The following is a 20,716-nucleotide window of genomic DNA, read 5'->3' as shown; positions in this document are numbered from 1 at the left end:
AATGGTCAGATTTGCCTAAAATATGCGCTTTTCAAGCGGAAAATCATTGAATTCCTGATGTTTATCCGTTAAGATAAGCGTGTTACCAGTTAAAGCTTGATTTGACGTATATTTCAGGCGTTTTCTGTGAAGAAATGTAATAACAGTCCCGCTGTTATTGTACCCGCTCTTGGGAGGAGGTGAAAGGCATGAACAAAACAGAACTAATCAATGCAGTAGCTGAAGCTAGCGAACTTTCCAAAAAGGACGCTACTAAAGCAGTTGAGTCTGTATTCGATACAATCCTTGACGCATTGAAAGACGGCGATAAAGTACAGCTGATCGGATTCGGTAACTTCGAAGTGCGCGAGCGCGCTGCCCGTAAAGGACGCAATCCTCAAACAGGCGAAGAAATCGAAATCCCGGCAAGCAAAGTGCCTGCTTTCAAACCAGGTAAAGCTCTTAAAGATGCTGTTGCTGGCAAATAATTAGCTAAGATTTTTATTTGTGTATGGCATGAGCAAATACATACACGTTTCTTCACAGAAAGCCCCTTTTAAGGGGCTTTTCATTTGTACACGGAAAATGCTCTGCCGTACCGATTAAAAGAGCGCGAAAGGGTACTCGCTTTTGCTTTTAAAGTCAGGAATATGCTAGAATCTGAATCAAACGAACGTAATAATGGTGATGCAAGCAGGAGGCAGCAAAATGAGCGAAATCAATCAGGGCAAAATAGAAGAGGCAGTCAAACTTATTCTTGAGGCAATCGGTGAAGACCCGGAACGGGAAGGGCTTCTCGACACCCCAAAACGGGTTGCAAGAATGTATACAGAAATTTTTTCAGGACTGAACGAGGATCCGTCTGAACATTTTAAGACGATCTTTGGGGAAGACCATGAAGAACTGGTACTTATAAAAGACATTCCTTTTTACTCTATGTGTGAACACCATCTTGTTCCTTTTTACGGACACGCCCACGTGGCCTATATCCCGAAAGGCGGGAGAGTAACTGGACTCAGCAAGATGGCAAGAGCTGTTGAAGCGGTCGCGAAACGCCCGCAGCTGCAGGAACGGATTACCTCTACAGTGGCTGACAGCATCCTGGATACTCTCGATCCGCACGGTGTAATGGTCATAGTGGAAGCAGAACATATGTGCATGACCATGCGCGGCGTGAAAAAACCGGGTTCAAAAACCATCACTTCGGCTGTCAGAGGAGTTTTCCAGACAGATCAGGCTGCGAGAGCTGAAGTTTTATCCCTCATCCACAGCAGCTAATTATTAATTATAGACGGGTGGTCTAAAGCAGAATGAAAAATCCTGCAAACGATTTTGTTGTTATAAAAGCAATTGAAGACGGCGTTCATGTGATCGGGCTGACTCGCGGTTCTGATACGAGGTTTCATCATTCGGAGAAACTGGATAAGGGTGAGGTCATGATCGCCCAGTTCACTGAACACACGTCAGCGATAAAAGTCCGCGGGAATGCAAAAATCCTGACAAGCCACGGGGAAATGGAAAGCGATCCGCGCAAATAGGCATGAGGCGCAATGAAAAAGAGCGGGCATGAAACGTGCCCTTCTAAGCGCCGTATCCAATCAAGCAGGCAAATGCAAACAGCATATGATAAGAATATGGTATAATGAAACATGCCTGTTTTGGCTTTTATGTCTTTGCTAGCAGGTCGAATGGACGAACAAATGATTAGGGGACAAGGGTGATTTCTTTGCAGAACATCTATGAAACAATAGCGGATTTGAAAGATCGGCTTAATCTTAAGCTAAGCCATCCTTATTTGGCGAGGTATCTATCTTCTCCGGAAGTGGACGAGGATAAATTGCTTTTATTTTATGCGATTTTAGATGAAGCTCCTGTAACCGAAGAAGAAAAAAAGAATTATACGATTACAGCGATGCTTGTCCAAATCGCCCTTGATACCCATGATCACGTCACGACAGCTGAACATGTTGAAAAAGGTCAATTTTTCAAACGGCAGCTGACCGTGCTTGCCGGGGATTATTACAGCGGACTCTATTACTCTCTGCTGGCCGAAATGAATGATGTCAGCATGGTTCGAACGTTAGCAACGGCGATAAAAGAAATTAATGAGCACAAAATTAGGCTTTATGAGGCAGCAGAACTGAATTTGGAAGAAGCAGTCAAAAGCATGATTGTCATTGAGACTGCTCTTTCCCAGCATCTTTCCGATCATTTCGGAATTGATCTGTGGAAGGCGCTCTCAAAAAAATTCCTCTCATATAAAATACTGTCCGAGGAAAAGCTCAGGATGTTTTCCGGGAGCCCGGGAATTGGCAGCTATCCCGCGGGCAGGTCAGCCTTTCAGGATATGGAAGCCGTAAAGACAGATCTGATCAGGCGCTGCAACCACTATTTTGATGAGGCTGTCGCTCTGGTGGAGAGAAGCCTCGAAAGCTCCCATACGATGAAGGATGCCCTTTTAGGCAGACTGGAAAATATGAGGTTTAATGAAGACAGCTCAGTGAGCAAGCTTGCGGAAGAAGGGTTATAAATGGCACAGTCAAAGGAAGAACGCGTACACGGGGTATTTGAAAAAATATCCCCTCATTACGATAAGATGAATTCTGTCATCAGTTTTCAGCGGCATATCGCCTGGCGGAATGAAACGATGAAGAGAATGGATGTAAAACCCGGCAGCAGGGCCCTGGACGTATGCTGCGGCACAGCTGACTGGACGCTTGCGCTTGCAGAGGCAGCCGGACCCTCAGGGCATGCCACCGGTCTGGACTTCAGCCGGAACATGCTTTCAGCGGGAGAGGGGAAAGTAAAAAATTCAGGCTTCAAAAACATTGAGCTAATCCACGGGAACGCAATGGAGCTGCCATTTCCGGATGACAGCTTTGATTATGTGACCATCGGTTTCGGCTTAAGAAACGTGCCTGACTATCTGACCGTTCTGAAAGAAATGCAGCGGGTCGTCAAACCGGGCGGGAAGGTAGTCTGCCTGGAAACCTCACAGCCTGAGCTGCCAGTCTTCAGACAGCTGTATTTCCTATATTTCCGGTATGTTATGCCGGTGTTTGGAAAAATGTTTGCCAAAAGCTATAATGAGTACTCCTGGCTTCAAGAATCAGCAAGAGATTTCCCGGGAAGAAAAGAACTTGCAGAGCTGTTCATGGAAGCAGGCCTGGAAAACGTGGAAGTAAAACCGTTCACAGGCGGAGTGGCTGCCATGCATTTAGGCGTTAAACCTGTTAAATAATCACTTGATTGTTGGTGGATGAAATGAAATTTAAGAATTTATATACGTTTTTGAACAAAGATCTTGATGTTATTGAGCAGGAACTGCAGAACGTTGTACAATCCGACTATGAAATGCTGAGCGAGGCCGGACTGGACATGCTTCAGGCAGGGGGAAAACGGATCCGTCCGGTTTTTGTTCTGCTGTCGGGGATGTTTGGGGATTATGACATTCATAAAATCAAAAACGTGGCGGTCGCCCTGGAGATCATTCACATGGCAACGCTTGTTCACGATGATGTAATAGATGATGCTGAATTGAGGAGAGGCCGTCCTACAGTCAAAGCGAGATGGGACAACAGGATCGCCATGTACACAGGTGACTACCTTTTCGCTAAGTCACTCGAGCTGATGACAGAGCTCAAAGATCCGCTCGCCCATAAGATCCTCTCAAAAACGATAGTGGATGTAGTCATTGGCGAAATTGAGCAGCTGAAGGATAAATACCGATTTGAGCAATCCCTGAAGGATTATTTAACTCGTATTAAAAGGAAAACAGCCATTCTCATTGCCACCAGCTGCCAGCTTGGTGCGATCTCAGCGGGAACCGAGCCTGAGCTCCATAAAAAGCTGTACCGCTTCGGTTATTATGTAGGCATGTCTTTTCAGATCATCGATGATATACTCGATTTTACTTCCTCTGAGAAAGAACTTGGAAAGCCGGTAGGAAGCGATTTGCTGCAGGGCAACATCACCCTTCCTGTACTGATTGCCATGCAGGACAGCAGCCTGCGGAACCAGATTATCAAAATCGGGCCATCTACAGAGCCGGCTGATATACAGCCGCTGATCCGGGACATTAAAGCTTCCGGCGCCATTGAAAAATCATACGAAGTCAGCAACCGCTATCTGGAAAAAGCTTTTGCCCTGCTGGATGAAATGCCATCCAACAAAGCAAGAAGCACGATGCATTCCATCGCAAAATATATTGGAAAAAGAAAAATTTAATGCAATTCTCTGCTCCTGATTGAATATTCCCTTTAAAAATGGTACGCTCATGAAGGGGAAATGAAAACCCATACATAATTTGACGGGGTGGAGAATTGTATATGGAAAAGACTTTTTTGATGGTCAAACCTGACGGTGTCCAAAGACAGCTGATTGGGGAAATTCTGCAAAGATTTGAAAGAAAGGGCTTTCAATTAGCCGGTGCCAAATTGATGCAGATCTCTCCGGAGCTTGCCGAGCAGCACTACGGGGAACATAAGGGGAAAGGTTTTTATAGCGAGTTGGTCGAGTTTATTACTTCAGGACCGGTTTTCGCCATGGTATGGCAAGGGGAAAATGTCATCGAGACGTCCCGCCAGATGATGGGCAAAACCAATCCGAAAGAAGCTCTTCCTGGCACCATCAGAGGAGACTACGGAGTAATCGTTGGAAAAAACATCATTCACGGCTCAGATTCACCTGAAAGTGCTGAAAGGGAAATCAGCCTTTTCTTTAAGCAGGAAGAGCTGGTAGGCTACGAAAAATTAATGAACAGCTGCATTTACTGATTTCTGCCAGCCCCCGGGCTGGTTTTTTTTGTTGTTAACGCGTGTTTCTTTAGACGGAAGTGAGTAAGACTGGTAATACCTGTGGTTAGCGGGTTTGGAGGGGGATACGAGATCAGGGCTTCAGCTTTGGCTTGTTGATAGTACTCTGCGTGGCCGCTGCTTTGCTCTGACCCTCATTGCTTTAAAGCAGCGGGGGAACAAGCGGAAGCCGGCTCAGCCTATGGCAGGCAAGGGGTACAGCGTGAGGGGGACGGAGATTTAGTGCTTTAGCAGAAGTGGGGTCATTGCTCTGACCCCTTATGCTTTAAAGCGGCAGGGGAACAAGCAAAAGCAGCGTCAGCCTATGGCAGGTAAGCGGTGCAGCGTAAGGGGACGGAGGTTTAGTGCTTTAGCGGAAGTGGGGTCAGAGCACCGGTCCGCCCACGATCAGACCACACCTCCTCAACGATCAGACCACACCCAGCCCACGCCCGGTATCCCGCTTCCAAAATCCACATAGATCTGCTCCAATCCAAACCGCAAAAAACCGCTTGCCGCGACATCATGTTTTCCACCCGCATGTGCAGCATTTAAGCTATACTCATTGTAAAGAAATCTCAGAATAAAGCAGTAGGAGAAAAACATATGGATGAATATCAGCTTTTTGCCAAAAATATTTATGATCTGACGAAAATTGACCTTGCTTCATACAAGGAAGCACAAATGAAGAGGCGGCTTACCTCGCTCTATGAAAAAAGGGGCTTTCATTCCTTTTCTTCTTATTTTCAGGAGCTGAAGAAAAATGATTCCCTTTTGCTGGAGCTTCTTGACAGAATGACAATCAATGTCTCGGAGTTTTACCGGAACAGGAAGCGGTGGGAAGTGTTGGAGCAGCAGATCCTGCCCACCCTTTTGCTGGAAAAACCCGCATTGAAGATCTGGAGTGCAGCCTGTTCCACAGGAGAAGAGCCATATACCATTGCGATGATCCTGAAACATGCCGGGATCAGTTCAGCTGGAATTCTTGCGACCGATCTTGATGAAAATGTTTTGGCTAGAGCCAGACTCGGGCTGTATGGCGAGCGGTCGGTGAAGGAAGTTCCGGAAGGAGTGAAATCCCGATACTTTACGATCAGCAATGATTCCTATGAAGTGAAAGATGAAGTGAAAAAAATGGTTCAGTTCAGACAGCAAAATCTCTTATCAGACCGGTACGATAGCGGATTCGATCTAATCGTTTGCCGGAATGTGCTGATTTATTTTACAGAGGAAGCAAAAGAGGGAATCTATCACAAATTCAGCGGGGCTCTGCGAAAAGGGGGCATCCTGTTCGTCGGGAGCACAGAGCAGATTTTTCACCCTGAACGGTACGGACTGCAGTCGGAAGAACCTTTTTTCTACCGGAAGATGTAACACGTGCTACTCTTCGGCACTCAACTGTGGTATAGTGTAAAATAATCAAATACATACTTAAAAGCGTTAACGCGTTGAAGGGAGAGAAGGTCTGTGAGGTATTTAACATCGGGAGAATCGCACGGTCCTCAGCTGACGGCTATTCTGGAGGGGGTTCCAGCCGGTTTAAGCCTGACGGCAGAAGATATTAATGCTGATTTGGCAAGACGGCAAAAAGGGCACGGCAGAGGCCGCAGGATGCAGATTGAAAAAGACAGAGTGGAAATAGCGGGAGGCGTCCGGCACGGAAAGACGCTCGGTTCTCCGATCGCATTGATTGTGGAAAATAAAGATTGGAAGCATTGGACAAAGATCATGGGCGCAGAGCCGCTCGAGGATATGGAAGATTCAGAGGTAAAAAGACAAATCAGCAGGCCGAGACCGGGCCATGCGGATTTGAATGGAGCAATCAAATATGGCCACCGTGATATGAGGAATGTGCTTGAGCGCTCTTCGGCAAGGGAGACGACCGTCCGTGTGGCAGCAGGAGCTGTCGCGAAACGCATCCTGGCCGAGTGCGGCATCAAGATTGCCGGGCACGTACTCGAAATCGGCGGCATCCGCTCGGAGCATCCTTCTTTTGAAAGCGTTGATGAGCTGATCGGCAGGACGGAGGACTCTCCTGTGAGGTGCGCGGATGAGAAGGCGGCTGTGAAAATGATGGAAGCCATCGATGAGGCCAAAAAGAACGGGGACTCGATCGGAGGAATCGTCGAAGTGGTAGCAGAAGGCATGCCTCCGGGCGTCGGAAGCTATGTTCATTATGACAGAAAACTTGATGCGAAGATTGCGGGCGCCATCATGAGCATCAATGCATTTAAAGGTGCAGAAATCGGCATCGGCTTTGAGGCCGGCAGGTTATTCGGCAGCGAGGTGCATGATGAGATCGCCTGGGACCGGGAACGCGGCTATTACAGAAAAACAAACCGGCTCGGCGGTCTGGAAGGCGGGATGACGACTGGGATGCCGATTATCGCGCGCGGAGTGATGAAGCCGATTCCTACTCTGTACAAACCGCTGCAGAGCGTGGATATTGAAACGAAAGAACCGTTCTCTGCAAGCATCGAGCGGTCTGACAGCTGTGCTGTTCCTGCGGCAGCTGTCGTAGCAGAAGCCGTTGTGGCATGGGAGCTTGCAGCTGCGATTACGGAACAATTCGGTCAGGACAGAATAGACCAGATCAGGGAAAACGCAGAAAACATGCGGCAGCGTGCGAGGGAGTTTTAATGGAGCAGGTGGCAGTCAAAACGACTTCTTCCTCTTATAACGTATACATTGGACCTGTTTCTCTGGGGGCTGTCAAAGAATGTGCGGAAAATCCAAAAAAAATCCTCCTGATCTCAGACAAAACGGTCTATTCTCTTTACGGAGAGCAGGTGAAGACCCTGCTCGGGGAAATAGCTCCGGTTGAATGTCTCGTTGTTGAAAGCGGGGAAGAAGCAAAATCGTTTGAAGAATACTACAGAATCCTGACTTTTGCCCTCGAAAAGGAGCTTGACCGCAGCAGCATGATCGCTGCTCTCGGAGGGGGAGTGGTCGGGGATCTCGCCGGTTTTGCCGCTGCAACATTCATGCGGGGCATCCCGTTTATTCAAATTCCAACGACCCTTCTTGCCCATGACAGTGCAGTAGGGGGGAAAACAGGAATCAATCATCCTCTTGGCAAAAATATGATAGGCGCTTTTCACCAGCCTGCAGGGGTATTTTATGATCCTCAATACTTACAGACTCTTTCCGGCGGGGAAATACGTTCCGGAATGGCTGAAGTCATCAAGCATGCGATGATTGCAGATCCGCTCTTCCTGGAGTGGCTGCAATCCGATTCAAAAGCAGTGATGGCGCCTGATGGGCAGCAGCTTGCCTATATGATTAAAAAAGGGATCGAAATAAAGGCGCAAATCGTTTCTCAGGACGAGAAAGAGAAGGGCATTCGGGCTTATTTAAATTTCGGCCATACCTTGGGGCATGCGATTGAAGCGTATATGGGCTACGGCCGTATCACGCACGGTGACGCGGTCGCATCCGGGATGCTGTTCGCAGCATGGCTGAGCGAAAAGGTTCTCGGGGCAGATTTGAACTATACCCGCCTAAAAGAATGGTTTCATTCGTGCAGTTTTCCGCAGCCGCTTGTTCCTGAAATGAAAACAGAAGAATTTCTTCCTTTTATGCTGAAAGACAAAAAGGCCGGGGCCGGAAAGATAATCATGGTTCTTTTGGAGCGGATCGGAGCTCCGGTGCTGTATTCTTTCAGCCGGGAAGAGCTTCAGGCGCTGCTCGATCGTTACCGAAAGGAGGAGCTGAATTGATCAGAGGAATCAGGGGTGCTGCAACAGCAGAGAACAATTCAGAGGAAGCCATTTGGACTGCAGCGGAAGAGCTGTTCAGAAAGATGGCTGTTGAAAACAAGATTTCTCCGGAACAGGTGTCCAGTGTTATCATTACGGCTACACCTGATCTGAATGCGGCTTTTCCTGCCAAAGCACTCCGGGAGCTAAAAGGATGGACTCATGTGCCGGTTATGTGCATGTCTGAAATTGATGTGCCGGGTTCTCTCGAAAAGTGCATCAGAGTCATGATGCATACAGACACAGAAAAAGACCAGCAGGAAATCCGCCATATCTATTTGGGCGGTGCGGAAGTGCTGAGACCGGACCTGCAGAAGTCTCCAGGATTGACAGAGAAGTAAGAACATACTAAAATATTCAATAAGTTTAGAGAGTATTAGTTTAGAGCAAGAGCAGAGAAGAGTTTAGGGTAGCAGAGAATGTTAGAGCAGAGCTGAGGATGTACTTTCTTAAAAGAAACCGGACTTTTGCTGCCCAAAAATGCATATACGTGCATTTTTGGGCTGTTTTCGTTATACGCATGGGCCGGGCCCCCCTCACGCTCCTCCATTCGCCTTTTCTCAAAAAAAGGAGGAATACGAGATGAGCCAATCAGAATTCACCTCATTTCTGCAGCATGCAGAAGAACACAGGACCATTCCGGTCATCAAAACCTACAAGCTTGATACATTAACCCCCATACAATTGTTTAACGCCCTTAAAGACAAGGCGGTATATATATTGGAGAGCAGCGACCAGGAGTCGGATTGGTCCAATTTTTCCTTTATCGGTCTGAATCCGGTTTATACCATCAGAGAAAAAAACGATGTATTTACAGTGAAAGGAACAGACGGCAGCACCGTCTATTCAGAAAACAGTCTGTCCGGCATCTTCCGCTATCTGGACAGAAGCCTTCAGTTGAAGCAGCCGGATATCCCCATTCCTTTTAAAGGAGGTGCAGTGGGGTACATTGGCTATGATGCTGTCAGTCTCTTTGAAAAAGTGAAAAAGCACCCCGCCCGCCTTGAAGAAGAAACGATGTGCAGCCTGTTTATATGCCGCTCCTACCTGGCATTCGACCATGCAGCCAATCAGCTGTATTGCATCGAATATGCATTTTTAGACGGACGTGAAACAGAGCGGGAGCTGCTCGATTGCTATACGAAAGCCTGTGAGAGCATCAGCAGCCTGATTACGCAGGTGAACAGCAGCAGTCCGCTGAAGGATCTGTTTTTCGATTACAGCGGCCAGGGAACCGTTTCCTTTGATCGAGTGAATTCGAATATGAGCAAAGAGGCATTTTTAGAAAAGGTCGGCATCATCCAGGAATATATCGCGAGCGGCGATGTATTCCAGGCTGTTCTTTCCCAGCGTTTCAAGGTTCCGATCCGTTCAGGCGGGTTTGAGCTGTACCGTATACTGCGGAAGGTCAATCCCTCCCCGTACCTGTTTTATTTAAACTACGGTGACACAGAGATTGCCGGAAGCTCGCCTGAGAGGCTGATCCACGTTCAGAACGGCCATCTCGAAATCCATCCAATCGCCGGAACGCGCAGGAGAGGGAAAGACGAAGAAGAGGACCGCAGACTTGCAGCAGATCTTTTGGCAGATGAAAAAGAAAAAGCGGAGCATCTCATGCTTGTGGACCTTGCGAGAAATGATATTGGGCGAGTAGCAGACTATCATTCTGTTAAAACCGAGAATTACATGGAGCTTACCCGGTTCTCCCATGTCATGCACCTGCTTTCAAAAGTAACCGGCCGGCTGAGGGAGGATGTACATCCGGCTGATGCTCTCGCTGCCTCTTTCCCGGCAGGCACCGTTTCAGGTGCTCCAAAAGTCAGGGCGATGGAAATTCTCCGCGAGCTCGAACCGACTCCGAGAGATCAATATGCCGGCTGTATAGCCTATATCGGCTTTGATGGCAGCATCGATTCATGCATTGCCATCCGTACAGCGGTAATCAAAGATGGAATGGCTCATATACAGGCCGGAGCAGGAATCGTAGCAGATTCGGTTCCGGAAAACGAATGGGAAGAAACAAGGAGCAAAGCAAGTGCACTGATCAAGGCGATCGAAATGGCCAATGACCAATTCGGCAAGGAGGCGGAGTATGAAGGACATTCTATCAAAAGCCGTTGACGGGTACCTCTTTTCCGCAGAAGAAGCACAGGAAGCGATGATGGTCATTATGGAAGGCAGGGCGACTCCAAGCCAGATTGCAAGTTTCCTTTCCATTCTGAGGCTCCGCGGGGAAACCGTTGAGGAGATCATCGGCTTTACGAATGCAATGAAAGAGAAAATGCTGACAATAAAAGGCCTTGAGGATGCTGTGGATACTTGCGGTACCGGAGGTGATCATGCCTCAACCTTTAATATTTCAACTGCTGCAGCCATTGCTGCCTCCTCGCTTGGTGTCAAAATTGCGAAGCACGGAAACCGTTCCTTCACCTCCAAAAGCGGGAGCGCAGATGTACTTGAAGTACTGGGCATCCAGGCAGCCGATTCACCGGAACAGGCGGCCGAGGAAATCAGGAAAAACAGCATGGGGTTCCTTTTTGCCCCCCTCTATCATTCTTCCATGAAGCATGCTGTCAATCCGAGAAAAGAGATTGGTTTCAGGACAGTGTTTAATCTGCTCGGTCCTCTGGCAAATCCGGCTAGGGCGAAAAGGCAGGTAATCGGAGTGTTTTCGGAAAAATATGCAGAGCTCATGGCCGGTGCGCTTTCGGAAATGGGAACGGTTCATGCCCTCCTCGTTACAGGAGCAGATGGACTGGATGAAATTACAGTTACAGATGAGACAAATGTGATCGAAGTCAAAAGCGGTTCAATAAGCAAAACGGTCATTTCCCCGGAACAGTTCGGGATGAAACGCGGAGACCCCGATGCACTCAAAGCGGAAGGTCCAGAGCAGAGTGCTGAAATGATTCTCAAGGCGTTTCAGCATCAGGGGCCGCAAGAGGTAAGGGATATTATTGCTCTGAACGCCGGCGCCGCCCTTTACGCGGCAGGACGCTCAGAGGACCTGGCTGAAGGTGTGCACGCCGCAAAACAAGCCATCAGCAGCGGAGAGGCGATGCAGCAGCTGCAGAGGCTGCAGAAGAAAAAGGAGGAAAAATATGCTTGATCTAATACTTGCCCATAAAAAAGAGGAATTGATGAATTACCGGAAGCGCGAGCATCTAGGCCTTGAAAAACGCTCCTTTTTCCAAGCACTGAAAAATCCGAACCGGATCACCGGTCTGATTGCCGAAGTGAAGAAGGCATCCCCTTCAAAAGGGATCATCAAAGCGGATTTTTCTCCGGAAACGCATGCGCTGCAATATGAAAGAGGAAGAGCGGACTGCCTGTCTGTGCTGACAGACGAAAATTTTTTTCAGGGAAGAGCTGAATATTTGAGCTCCGTCAAAAGAGCGGCGGGTCTGCCGGTACTGAGAAAAGATTTTATTATTGATCACAGGCAGGTAGAGGAGTCGGATGCCATCGGGGCGGACGCGATCCTGCTGATTGGCGAAGCACTGGATGCTGTACTGCTTGCCGAATTGCATGCACATGCAGTGGAATCTGGAATGGACGTTCTGGTGGAAGTCCATTCTGTGCAGGTTTTAGAGGGCATCCTCAAACATGTCACACCAAAGCTTATCGGTGTAAACAACCGGGATTTAAGGACCTTTCAGACGAGTATCATGAGGGTGGAAGAATTCAGGGGACTTGTTCCCGAAGACTCGCTTCTTGTCAGTGAAAGCGGCATTCACACCCCTGAAGACATTGAAACGGTGAGGCGCTTCGGAGCGGACGCTGTACTGGTCGGTGAGGCGCTGATGAGAGAACAGGATCAGGAACAGGCCGTGCGCTCGCTTTTCGGTGAACATGCATGAACCGGCCGCTGCTGAAGTATTGCGGGAACAAAAGCAACCATGATTATCAGCTCTCCCTTGCTTCGGATGCGGATTATCTCGGTTTTATTTTTGCAGACAGCAAGAGGCGGGTAAAGCCTGAAGAAGTAAAACAATGGATCGATGAATATGGGAGGAAAGGCAAAAAGCTGACCGGAGTTTTTGTTCATCCTTCTCTTGAAGAAGCGGAAGAAGCTGCTTCCATGCTGAAGCTGGATGCCGTTCAGTTTCATGGAGAAGAGGATTCTGCACTCCTGGAAAAGTTCAGAAGCCGCAACGGTGCAGAGATCTGGAAAGCGATCCGCCATGAAGAAAGCGCACTTCAGAAAATGGAGGCTTATGCTCCGTTCACAGATGTGTTCCTGATCGACAGCAAAGTCGAAGGAGCATGGGGCGGGACGGGAACAGCCTTTGACTGGAGCCGGGCATCGGCCTATATACAGAAGGCAGAGGGGCTTGGAAAGATCTGTTTTATTGCCGGAGGCATCACTCCGGAGAATGCAGAGAGTTTGCTGCAGCAGTCGTCCCCCCATGGAATCGATCTGGCGAGCGGAATTGAAAGCAGCGGAAAAAAAGACAGAAACCTGATGAAAATACTTGAGGAGAAGGTGTCGCGATATGTATCCGGATATTAGAGGAAGATTTGGGGAGTTCGGAGGAAAGTTTGTTCCCGAAACGCTTATGGAGCCGCTTGAAGAACTGGAAGCAGCATACAGGGAAGCAGCAGCGGATCCTGAGTTTGAAAAAGAATACGTCAAGCTGCTGAAAAACTATTCCGGGAGACCGACGGCATTGACATATGCTTCAAATCTGACGGAGTCGATTGGCGGAGCATCGATTTATTTAAAACGGGAAGACCTGAATCATACAGGAGCCCATAAAATCAACAATGCGATCGGACAGGCGCTTCTTGCGAGGAGGATGGGCAAAACGAAGCTGATCGCTGAAACAGGCGCAGGACAGCATGGTGTGGCTGCTGCGACCGTGGCAGCTAAATTCGGAATGGAGTGCAAGGTTTTCATGGGGCATGAAGACGTGCAAAGACAGCAGCTGAATGTCTTCAGAATGGAATTGCTCGGGGCGGAAGTCATTCCGGTGCACTCGGGCAACAAAACCCTTAAAGATGCAACAAATGAGGCGATCCGCTATTGGGTTCAGCATTGCGAAGACCATTTTTACATGATCGGCTCTGTTGTCGGTCCTCATCCATATCCGATGATCGTGAGGGACTTCCAAAAAGTAATCGGGGAAGAAGCAAAAAAACAGTTTGAGGCCGTAACAGGCGGACTGCCAGATAAAATTGTAGCCTGCATTGGCGGAGGCAGCAATGCGATCGGAATGTTCCACCCTTTCCTTCAGGACGACGTAGAACTGATTGGTGTAGAGGCGGCAGGAAAAGGCATCGATACCCCGCTGCATGCAGCAACGATCACAAAAGGAACAACCGGAGTCATTCACGGTTCCCTAACCCGTCTCATACAGGATGAATATGGACAGATTATCGAGCCTTATTCGATTTCAGCAGGTCTGGATTATCCTGGTGTAGGTCCTGAGCATGCCCATCTCGCAGCCACAGGAAGGGTTAGATACCTTCATGCAACAGATGATGAGGCGCTTGAAGCCTTGCATCGGACTGCACGGGAAGAAGGACTGCTTGCTGCGATCGAATCGGCCCATGCCCTTGCCAAAGCTTTTGAGCTCGCGGCAGAGATGGATCAGGACCAATCCATTCTTGTCTGTCTGTCAGGCAGGGGAGATAAGGATGTTCATACCTTAATGAAAGCAATGAAAGGGGAAGTGGATCAGGATGAATTATTATCAGTCAATCAAGGAGCAGAGTAAAAAGCTGTTTATTCCGTTTATTACAGCGGGAGACCCATCCGCAGAGGCCACGGTCGGGCTCGCTTCAGCCCTCCAGAGTGCTGGAGCATCCGCAATTGAGCTTGGCATTCCTTATTCTGATCCGCTCGCGGACGGCCCTGTCATTCAAAGGGCGTCCGGCAGGGCTCTTGAGCGGGGAATGAACATCGTAAAGGCGATGGAACTCGTTCCGGAGATGAGGGAGAATGGAGTGGAAATTCCCATCATTCTGTTCACATATTACAATCCTGTGTTACAATTGGGAGAAGAAAACTTTTTCGCTTTAATGCGCGAAAATACGTTAAATGCCGTGCTGATTCCTGACCTTCCTTTTGAAGAAAGCGGGCACCTCAGGAAGCGCTGCAGAGAAGAGGGAATCCAGTTTATCTCGATGGTGGCTCCGACATCCAGTGTCAGGCTTGAAAAAATCGCAGCATCCTCTGAAGGGTTTTTATACTGTGTTTCCTCTCTCGGGGTTACAGGCGAACGAAAAGAATTCAGCGATGAAGTTTTCAGTTTCGTTAATGAGGTGAGAAATGCCTCGCCGATTCCAGTAGCCGTAGGGTTCGGAATTTCTTCAGGAGAGCAGGCAGCGGAAATGAATGAAGTATGCGACGGGGTTGTGGTCGGCAGTGCCATCATCAGAAAAGTGGAAGAACTGGGAAGTGAGCTTCTTTCCGAATCAGGCCGTCCTGAAGCACTGAGAAAAGTAGAACAATACGCACGTGCCTTTGTTTCTGAAAAAAGCCGGGAAGCAGTGAGCAGGCCAGGAAGATAAGCCTTCTGTTTTATTTGAATAGGGTTTCCGGCCGCACAAGCCGGTGCCCGTTTATTTTTCTAGGGATGCAATTCCTTCAATAAATGAATTACAGACAGATGTTCATACTGTTTAGGAGAGGTGTTAGAAATGGAAGTCAAAAGCCAGCTGCTTGATTTAAAGCCTTACCAGCCGGGAAAACCGATTGAAGAAGTGAAAAAGGAATTCGGGCTGGACCGGATTGTAAAGCTTGCTTCAAATGAGAATCCTTACGGCAGTTCTCCAAAAGTAAAGCAGGCAATCGAAGAAGAGATCAGCAGGCTCGCTCTATACCCCGATGGTTACAGTGCACAGCTTCGAACCGCTTTGTCAGCGAGGCTGGGAGTGGGGGAGGAACAGCTGATATTCGGAAATGGATCGGACGAAGTTGTCCAGATCATATGCCGTGCTTTCCTTGATGGTCTTTCCAATACAGTCATGGCTACTCCTACTTTCCCTCAATACCGCCACAATGCGGTCATTGAAAATGCGGAAATCCGCGAGGTGCCGCTCAAGGAAGGGAAGCATGATCTGGACGCGATGCTGAAGGCCATTGATGATTATACAAAAGTAGTGTGGGTGTGCAGTCCGAATAACCCAACGGGAACGTATGCGGGCCGGGAAGAGCTTGACCGGTTCTTAAAAGCAGTCCCTTCAGGTGTACTCGTTGTGCTGGATGAAGCGTACTATGAATATGTTACCGCGGAAGATTTCCCTGATACAATCGCATACCTGAATGCCTATCCGAATGTAATGATTCTCAGGACGTTTTCCAAGGCATACGGCCTCGCCTCTCTCCGCATCGGCTACGGAATCGGCGAAAAAAGCCTGATTCAGAGAATTGAACCTGCAAGAGAGCCTTTTAATACAAGCAGAATTGCGCAGGCTGCAGCACTGGCTGCCCTGGATGATCAGGAGTTTATCGGCTCCTGCCGCGAAAGAAACAAACAAGGGCTGGAGCAATACTACCGCTTTTGCAAAGAAATGAACCTGTCTTATTATCCTTCAGAAGGTAATTTCATCTTGATTGATTTTAATAAAGACGCGGATGTCCTGTTCAGGAAGCTTCTTGAAAAAGGATACATCGTACGCTCCGGAGCAGCACTGGGGTTCCCTTCGTCACTGCGGATCACCGTCGGTTCAGAGCAGGAGAACAATGAAATCATCAGCCTGTTAAAAACCATTCTGTAAAAAAACTGAAGCGTGACAGAAGGAAAATCAGATGCATCAAGAAGAGGATGTGCCATAATGAGAAACCGTGTTTGTTTTATCGGCTTGGGCCTCATAGGCGGGTCCCTTGCCATGGCTGTTAAAAAAGAACACCCTTCCATCTATGTGACCGGATACGATATCAATTCCGAAAATGCAGGGCTAGCTCTCACATTGGGGGTCATTGATGAGATTGCGGGCTCTGCTGCAGAGGGTGCCATAGGGGCGGACTGCATCATCCTCTCGGCTCCTGTTCAGCAAACCCTTCAATTGATGGAAGAGCTGTCCCGTCTCCCGTTGAAAAAAGGCGTGCTCATTACCGATGTGGGAAGCACAAAAGAAACGATCAGCCTGCACGCAAAGAAAATCTTTTCGGATGATGTAGTGTTTATCGGCGGACATCCCATGGCAGGCTCCCATAAATCAGGGGTATCGGCTGCAAAAGCCCATCTGTTCGAGAATGCGTTTTATGTCCTGTGCGGCGAGAAGGATGAGCAAGCTCTATACATAGAAGAATTAAAAAATCTTTTCGCGGGGACAAAAGCAAATTTTGTGGTGATGGACCCGAAAGAACATGATCTTGCCACGGGGGTAATCAGCCACTTCCCCCATATTATAGCTGCCGGCTTGGTTCATCAGGCTGTCAGGCATGAGGAAGAAAATCCGCTGACGAGAAGGCTCGCTGCCGGGGGATTCAGGGATATCACCCGAATTGCTTCGAGCAGCCCCGGGATGTGGAGGGATATTCTGCTGCAAAACAAAGATCATATGCTTCAGCTTTTTGAACGCTGGTTTGAAGAAATGCAGCGGATCCGCAATTATGTGGATACCGAAGACAGCCACGCCATCTACCGGTACTTCTCAGATGCAAAAGAATTCCGCGATGGTTTGCCTGCGAGACAGCAGGGAGCGATCCCTGCTTTTTACGACCTTTATATCGATGTTCCGGATTTCCCGGGGATCATTTCAGAAATAACCGGTTTTCTCGCCAAAGAACAGATCAGTATTACGAACATTCGAATCATTGAAACCAGGGAAGATGTGAATGGAGTATTACGGATCAGCTTCCAGAGGGAAGAAGACCGGATTCGGGCGAGAGACTGTATTGCCAAGTATACTTCTTATGAAACATTTTTCGGCTAGGAGGAAAAGAAATGAAGCTTCATTTTACAAGCGGCCTGCAGGGAGAAATCCGTGTTCCGGGCGATAAATCCATCTCGCATCGAGCTGTTATGTTCGGTTCAATCGCAGAAGGGCAGACAGTGGTCTCCAATTTTCTGAACGGTGCCGACTGTCTCAGCACGATTTCCTGTTTTCAGAAGATGGGTGTGGACATTGCCATCAACGGGACAGATGTTGAAGTGAATGGAAAAGGAATAGGCGGCCTCAAGGAGCCGGAAGAGGTGCTGGATGTCGGGAATTCCGGTACGACGGCCAGGCTCATCCTCGGCATTCTGTCTGGGACTGCTTTTCATTCCTGCCTCGCCGGTGATGAATCGATCGCTAAGCGCCCGATGAAGCGGGTAACAGATCCGCTAAGGGAAATGGGCGCGGCAATAGATGGCAGGGGCGGTGGAAATTACACACCGGTCTCCGTACGCGGGAGCCGGATGAGAGGGATCGATTTTACGTCCCATGTAGCCAGTGCCCAGGTGAAATCAGCCATCCTGCTTGCCGGACTTCATGCTGAAAATGAGTGGACGAGTGTGACGGAGCCTCATAAATCCAGGGATCATACAGAACGGATGCTGAAATCCTTTGGTGCCGAGGTTAAAGAGGAAGGACTGAAGGTTTCGATTAAAGGAGGCCAGCGCTTGAAGGGGACAACGGTTGCTGTTCCCGGTGACATCTCTTCGGCAGCCTTTTTCCTTGCCGCGGGAGCCATTATTCCAGGAAGCCGTATCCTGCTGAGAAACACTGGAATCAACCCTACGAGGGACGGCATTCTTGATGTATTGGAAAAAATGGGTGCATCCTTCCGTATCCTTCCGGTTGAATCTGCTTCATATGAGCCGGCAGCAGATCTGGAAATTGAAACGTCTTCCTTAAAAGGAACGGTCATTTCCGGAGAATTGATTCCGAAGCTGATAGATGAGATTCCTATTATCGCCCTTATGGCCACTCAGGCTGAAGGCGAAACCATTATTAAAGATGCTGAAGAACTCAAGGTTAAAGAAACGAACCGGATTGATACAGTCGTGCACGAACTGAAGAAGCTTGGCGCGGATATACGGGCGACAGAGGATGGAATGGTCATCACCGGGAAAAAACCGCTAAAAGGCGGAGCCGCGGTTTCAAGCCATGGGGATCACCGCATCGGCATGATGCTCGCAATTGCCTCCTGCCTGACTGAATCGCCTATCGATTTGGACCGTCCCGAGGCAATCAATGTATCGTATCCCCATTTCTTTGAAGACTTGCAGCGGCTGAGCAGCCGGTAAGAGAGCTTCTGTCTGAAAAAGGTAAGAGTCACCCCCGAAATGCTTCAAGCATCGGGGGTTTTACGTTTGAGCAGAAGAGGACCGCAACCGCAACAATCGCGGTACAGCGGCTTTTTCCACCATGCACACATAAATCGCTGTTTATTCGCATAGCTTGTCTATAACACTGCTGCACAGGGAGAAAAATAGCAAAAACTCTGAATGGTTTCACAGTTCAGTCAGAAAAAGCAAGTGTTTTCAACAGGAGATACAGCTGGTTTTATCCGATACGATTGGATCGCGACCGGTCCATCCGTTTTGAACAGGACCGATTCACAGCTGAATAAGCAGGTGTATTTTGCTGAATGATCAGAGGCTGAGTTCATCCAGTCTTGGTTACAGTGGCTGAAGGATGGTCTTTACTGCCAGAGTCACCGCAATCCCCGATGGAACTGCAAGACGTTCAAAGCGAAGGAGGACGTATATGGCGAAGCAAGCTTGTCATCCTTTTACTTCAGGTCCCTGCAGGACCATGCCTGACCTGCAAAGAAGGGCAATCGCAGCAGGAGCTGACGGAGTCTGCAATCTTTCCCATCTAAGCGATTCGGTTGAAACAGACCGGCATCTCGATTATGATAAGCTTATTCCAACCATTACATTTCACAGAGGAAGGGCTTTAAGGTGAGGCAGCGGGCAACCCGCAGCCTGCTGGCCCCGTCCTCTTATATAGAAAGGAACATGCTGTGTGGCTTTATCATTAGAAGAAACAATTGCCCTTGTAGAGAGCGGGGAAGCGGAGGAAGGTCTGAAGAGGCTGAAGGGCCTGGAGAATTCCCTCCATGATGAAGAGAAGTTCCTCCTTGCAGATAAGTATTACGAATGGGGTCTGCCTGATCAGGCACTGAGGCTCCTTGAAGATCTTCACCTTTTGTATCCCCATGAAACGGATATCTCCCTCCTGATGGCTGAGGCTTACATCGACCTGGAACAGGAAGATGAAGCAATTTCGATCCTGGAGTCCGTTCAGCCGGAAGATCAGGCATATGCCCAGGCTTTGCTCCTTCAAGCTGATCTGTATCAGCTGCAGGGTCTCCATGAAGTGGCGGAGAAAAAGCTGAAGGAGGCAAAAAAGATTCTTCCGCAAGAACCTTTGCTCGACTTTGCACTGGGAGAATTTTATTACCATTCAGGCGACGATAAGACGGCTATCCCCTATTATGAACGGGCGGCTGAAGCAGGTACAGCCTTTGCCGGTATTGATGTCCAGCAGAGGCTCGCGGATGCCTTGAGCGGAGTAGGTGAATTTGAGGCAGCACTGCCCTATTATGAAAAAACCGTAAAGGAGAAGGAAGATCTTCATTCCCTTTTCGGTTATGGGCTGGCTGCAATGAAAGCCGGCGAGAATAAGACAGCTGTCCTGCAGTTTGAAAAGCTGAAGGAGCTTGATCCTTCTTTTACTTCCGTCTATTTGCCGCTTGCAAAAGCGTATGAAGCAGAAGAGATGCTTGCAGAGAGCATGGAAACGGCACTTGCAGGGGTGCGCGAGGATGAGTTCAATAAAGATCTGTATCTCTTTGCGGGAAAAATTTCTCTGAAAAACCATCTTCCCGATCAGGCAGCTGATCTTCTTAGAGAGGCGGCAGCTATGGATCCGGGTCACGCAGAGGCTGTTATCACGCTGGCCAATATTTATCTTCAGCGGGGACAATATGAAGAAATCATTGACTGCCTGACGGAAGTCATGAAATTTGACGAAGAAGATCCCCAATACTTCTGGCTCCTCGGAAAGAGCTACAATGAAACGGAACAATATTCACTGGCATCAGACTATTATGAACGGGCATATAAATTCTATAAAGATGATACGGAGTTCCTCGAAGAATACGCACGTTTCCTCATAGAGGAAGGAAATCGCCCAAAAGCGATACAATTATGCAAGGAAATTCTGGTTATTGAGCCGGCTCATGTCGAAATTGAATCGTTATTGATGCAATTAGAAGATGAAATTAACAGGTAGGAAGGC

General features: G+C 48.5%; 22 protein-coding genes. All 22 read left to right on the top strand.

Annotation, left to right across the window (positions count from 1 at the left end; translation table 11 throughout):
* Positions 1–188: 188 nt before the first annotated feature.
* The gene (gene hbs, locus GKZ89_RS02105; protein ID WP_035408626.1) at positions 189–467 is read left to right on the top strand and encodes a non-specific DNA-binding protein Hbs; all 279 of its coding nucleotides are present in this window, start codon (positions 189–191) and stop codon (positions 465–467) included.
* Positions 468–687: 220 nt separating this feature from the next.
* Positions 688–1,257, top strand: coding sequence for a GTP cyclohydrolase I FolE (gene folE / locus GKZ89_RS02100; RefSeq protein ID WP_155110709.1), 570 nt, complete (start codon positions 688–690; stop codon positions 1,255–1,257).
* A gap of 32 nt (positions 1,258–1,289) precedes the next feature.
* Positions 1,290–1,517, top strand: coding sequence for a trp RNA-binding attenuation protein MtrB (gene mtrB / locus GKZ89_RS02095; protein WP_035408631.1), 228 nt, complete (start codon positions 1,290–1,292; stop codon positions 1,515–1,517).
* A 179-nt stretch (positions 1,518–1,696) separates the two neighbouring features.
* Positions 1,697–2,509: a heptaprenyl diphosphate synthase component 1 gene (locus GKZ89_RS02090; protein ID WP_155110708.1), complete on the top strand. Its 813-nt coding sequence runs from the start codon at positions 1,697–1,699 to the stop codon at positions 2,507–2,509.
* On the top strand, positions 2,510–3,220 hold the full coding sequence (locus GKZ89_RS02085; protein ID WP_155110707.1) for a demethylmenaquinone methyltransferase: 711 nt from the start codon (positions 2,510–2,512) through the stop codon (positions 3,218–3,220).
* A 23-nt stretch (positions 3,221–3,243) separates the two neighbouring features.
* Entirely contained in the window at positions 3,244–4,206 is a 963-nt protein-coding gene (gene hepT / locus GKZ89_RS02080) for a heptaprenyl diphosphate synthase component II (protein ID WP_155110706.1), read from the top strand.
* 101 nt (positions 4,207–4,307) lie between these two features.
* Entirely contained in the window at positions 4,308–4,754 is a 447-nt protein-coding gene (gene ndk / locus GKZ89_RS02075; RefSeq protein ID WP_155110705.1) for a nucleoside-diphosphate kinase, read from the top strand.
* A gap of 624 nt (positions 4,755–5,378) precedes the next feature.
* Positions 5,379–6,146, top strand: coding sequence for a CheR family methyltransferase (locus tag GKZ89_RS02070; protein ID WP_155110704.1), 768 nt, complete (start codon positions 5,379–5,381; stop codon positions 6,144–6,146).
* Positions 6,147–6,239: 93 nt separating this feature from the next.
* Positions 6,240–7,412: a chorismate synthase gene (gene aroC / locus GKZ89_RS02065; RefSeq protein WP_162356371.1), complete on the top strand. Its 1,173-nt coding sequence runs from the start codon at positions 6,240–6,242 to the stop codon at positions 7,410–7,412.
* The gene (aroB, locus tag GKZ89_RS02060) at positions 7,412–8,491 is read left to right on the top strand and encodes a 3-dehydroquinate synthase (RefSeq protein ID WP_155110703.1); all 1,080 of its coding nucleotides are present in this window, start codon (positions 7,412–7,414) and stop codon (positions 8,489–8,491) included. Before aroC ends, aroB begins: the two co-directional genes overlap by 1 nt.
* Positions 8,488–8,871, top strand: coding sequence for a chorismate mutase (aroH, locus tag GKZ89_RS02055; protein ID WP_155110702.1), 384 nt, complete (start codon positions 8,488–8,490; stop codon positions 8,869–8,871). The genes aroB and aroH overlap by 4 nt, the downstream gene beginning before the upstream one ends.
* Before the next feature lie 241 nt (positions 8,872–9,112).
* On the top strand, positions 9,113–10,651 hold the full coding sequence (gene trpE / locus GKZ89_RS02050) for an anthranilate synthase component I (RefSeq protein WP_155110701.1): 1,539 nt from the start codon (positions 9,113–9,115) through the stop codon (positions 10,649–10,651).
* On the top strand, positions 10,623–11,639 hold the full coding sequence (gene trpD / locus GKZ89_RS02045; protein WP_155110700.1) for an anthranilate phosphoribosyltransferase: 1,017 nt from the start codon (positions 10,623–10,625) through the stop codon (positions 11,637–11,639). Before trpE ends, trpD begins: the two co-directional genes overlap by 29 nt.
* Entirely contained in the window at positions 11,632–12,390 is a 759-nt protein-coding gene (gene trpC, locus GKZ89_RS02040) for an indole-3-glycerol phosphate synthase TrpC (RefSeq protein ID WP_155110699.1), read from the top strand. The genes trpD and trpC overlap by 8 nt, the downstream gene beginning before the upstream one ends.
* The gene (locus GKZ89_RS02035; RefSeq protein ID WP_155110698.1) at positions 12,387–13,043 is read left to right on the top strand and encodes a phosphoribosylanthranilate isomerase; all 657 of its coding nucleotides are present in this window, start codon (positions 12,387–12,389) and stop codon (positions 13,041–13,043) included. The genes trpC and GKZ89_RS02035 overlap by 4 nt, the downstream gene beginning before the upstream one ends.
* Positions 13,027–14,250, top strand: coding sequence for a tryptophan synthase subunit beta (gene trpB / locus GKZ89_RS02030; RefSeq protein ID WP_155110697.1), 1,224 nt, complete (start codon positions 13,027–13,029; stop codon positions 14,248–14,250). The genes GKZ89_RS02035 and trpB overlap by 17 nt, the downstream gene beginning before the upstream one ends.
* Positions 14,216–15,046 (top strand): tryptophan synthase subunit alpha, encoded by an 831-nt coding sequence (gene trpA / locus GKZ89_RS02025; protein ID WP_155110696.1) that lies wholly within the window; start codon positions 14,216–14,218, stop codon positions 15,044–15,046. Before trpB ends, trpA begins: the two co-directional genes overlap by 35 nt.
* Positions 15,047–15,175: 129 nt before the next feature.
* A complete protein-coding gene (gene hisC, locus GKZ89_RS02020; RefSeq protein ID WP_155110695.1) occupies positions 15,176–16,255 on the top strand; it encodes a histidinol-phosphate transaminase in 1,080 nt (359 codons plus the stop codon).
* Positions 16,256–16,312: 57 nt separating this feature from the next.
* Positions 16,313–17,416, top strand: a complete 1,104-nt coding sequence (locus GKZ89_RS02015; protein ID WP_155110694.1) for a prephenate dehydrogenase — start codon at positions 16,313–16,315, stop codon at positions 17,414–17,416.
* An 11-nt stretch (positions 17,417–17,427) separates the two neighbouring features.
* Positions 17,428–18,714: a 3-phosphoshikimate 1-carboxyvinyltransferase gene (gene aroA / locus GKZ89_RS02010; RefSeq protein ID WP_155110693.1), complete on the top strand. Its 1,287-nt coding sequence runs from the start codon at positions 17,428–17,430 to the stop codon at positions 18,712–18,714.
* Positions 18,715–19,177: 463 nt separating this feature from the next.
* The gene (locus GKZ89_RS02005) at positions 19,178–19,378 is read left to right on the top strand and encodes a hypothetical protein (protein WP_155110692.1); all 201 of its coding nucleotides are present in this window, start codon (positions 19,178–19,180) and stop codon (positions 19,376–19,378) included.
* Positions 19,379–19,438: 60 nt separating this feature from the next.
* Positions 19,439–20,710, top strand: a complete 1,272-nt coding sequence (locus GKZ89_RS02000) for a tetratricopeptide repeat protein (RefSeq protein ID WP_155110691.1) — start codon at positions 19,439–19,441, stop codon at positions 20,708–20,710.
* Positions 20,711–20,716: the final 6 nt, after the last annotated feature.

This window comes from Metabacillus mangrovi (genome assembly GCF_009711125.1).
GTDB lineage: Bacteria > Bacillota > Bacilli > Bacillales > Bacillaceae > Metabacillus_B > Metabacillus_B mangrovi.
The sequence above is the reverse complement of the archived record's forward strand: the minus strand, read 5'-3'. Positions and strand labels throughout refer to the sequence as shown.

Coding starts and splice junctions, on each gene's coding strand:
- hbs (WP_035408626.1), top strand. CDS start 189: ATGAACAAAACAGAACTAATCAATGCAGTAGCTGAAGCTAGCGAACTT.
- folE (WP_155110709.1), top strand. CDS start 688: ATGAGCGAAATCAATCAGGGCAAAATAGAAGAGGCAGTCAAACTTATT.
- mtrB (WP_035408631.1), top strand. CDS start 1,290: ATGAAAAATCCTGCAAACGATTTTGTTGTTATAAAAGCAATTGAAGAC.
- GKZ89_RS02085 (WP_155110707.1), top strand. CDS start 2,510: ATGGCACAGTCAAAGGAAGAACGCGTACACGGGGTATTTGAAAAAATA.
- hepT (WP_155110706.1), top strand. CDS start 3,244: ATGAAATTTAAGAATTTATATACGTTTTTGAACAAAGATCTTGATGTT.
- ndk (WP_155110705.1), top strand. CDS start 4,308: ATGGAAAAGACTTTTTTGATGGTCAAACCTGACGGTGTCCAAAGACAG.
- GKZ89_RS02070 (WP_155110704.1), top strand. CDS start 5,379: ATGGATGAATATCAGCTTTTTGCCAAAAATATTTATGATCTGACGAAA.
- aroB (WP_155110703.1), top strand. CDS start 7,412: ATGGAGCAGGTGGCAGTCAAAACGACTTCTTCCTCTTATAACGTATAC.
- trpE (WP_155110701.1), top strand. CDS start 9,113: ATGAGCCAATCAGAATTCACCTCATTTCTGCAGCATGCAGAAGAACAC.
- trpD (WP_155110700.1), top strand. CDS start 10,623: ATGAAGGACATTCTATCAAAAGCCGTTGACGGGTACCTCTTTTCCGCA.
- trpC (WP_155110699.1), top strand. CDS start 11,632: ATGCTTGATCTAATACTTGCCCATAAAAAAGAGGAATTGATGAATTAC.
- GKZ89_RS02035 (WP_155110698.1), top strand. CDS start 12,387: ATGAACCGGCCGCTGCTGAAGTATTGCGGGAACAAAAGCAACCATGAT.
- trpB (WP_155110697.1), top strand. CDS start 13,027: ATGTATCCGGATATTAGAGGAAGATTTGGGGAGTTCGGAGGAAAGTTT.
- trpA (WP_155110696.1), top strand. CDS start 14,216: ATGAATTATTATCAGTCAATCAAGGAGCAGAGTAAAAAGCTGTTTATT.
- hisC (WP_155110695.1), top strand. CDS start 15,176: ATGGAAGTCAAAAGCCAGCTGCTTGATTTAAAGCCTTACCAGCCGGGA.
- GKZ89_RS02015 (WP_155110694.1), top strand. CDS start 16,313: ATGAGAAACCGTGTTTGTTTTATCGGCTTGGGCCTCATAGGCGGGTCC.
- aroA (WP_155110693.1), top strand. CDS start 17,428: ATGAAGCTTCATTTTACAAGCGGCCTGCAGGGAGAAATCCGTGTTCCG.
- GKZ89_RS02005 (WP_155110692.1), top strand. CDS start 19,178: ATGGCGAAGCAAGCTTGTCATCCTTTTACTTCAGGTCCCTGCAGGACC.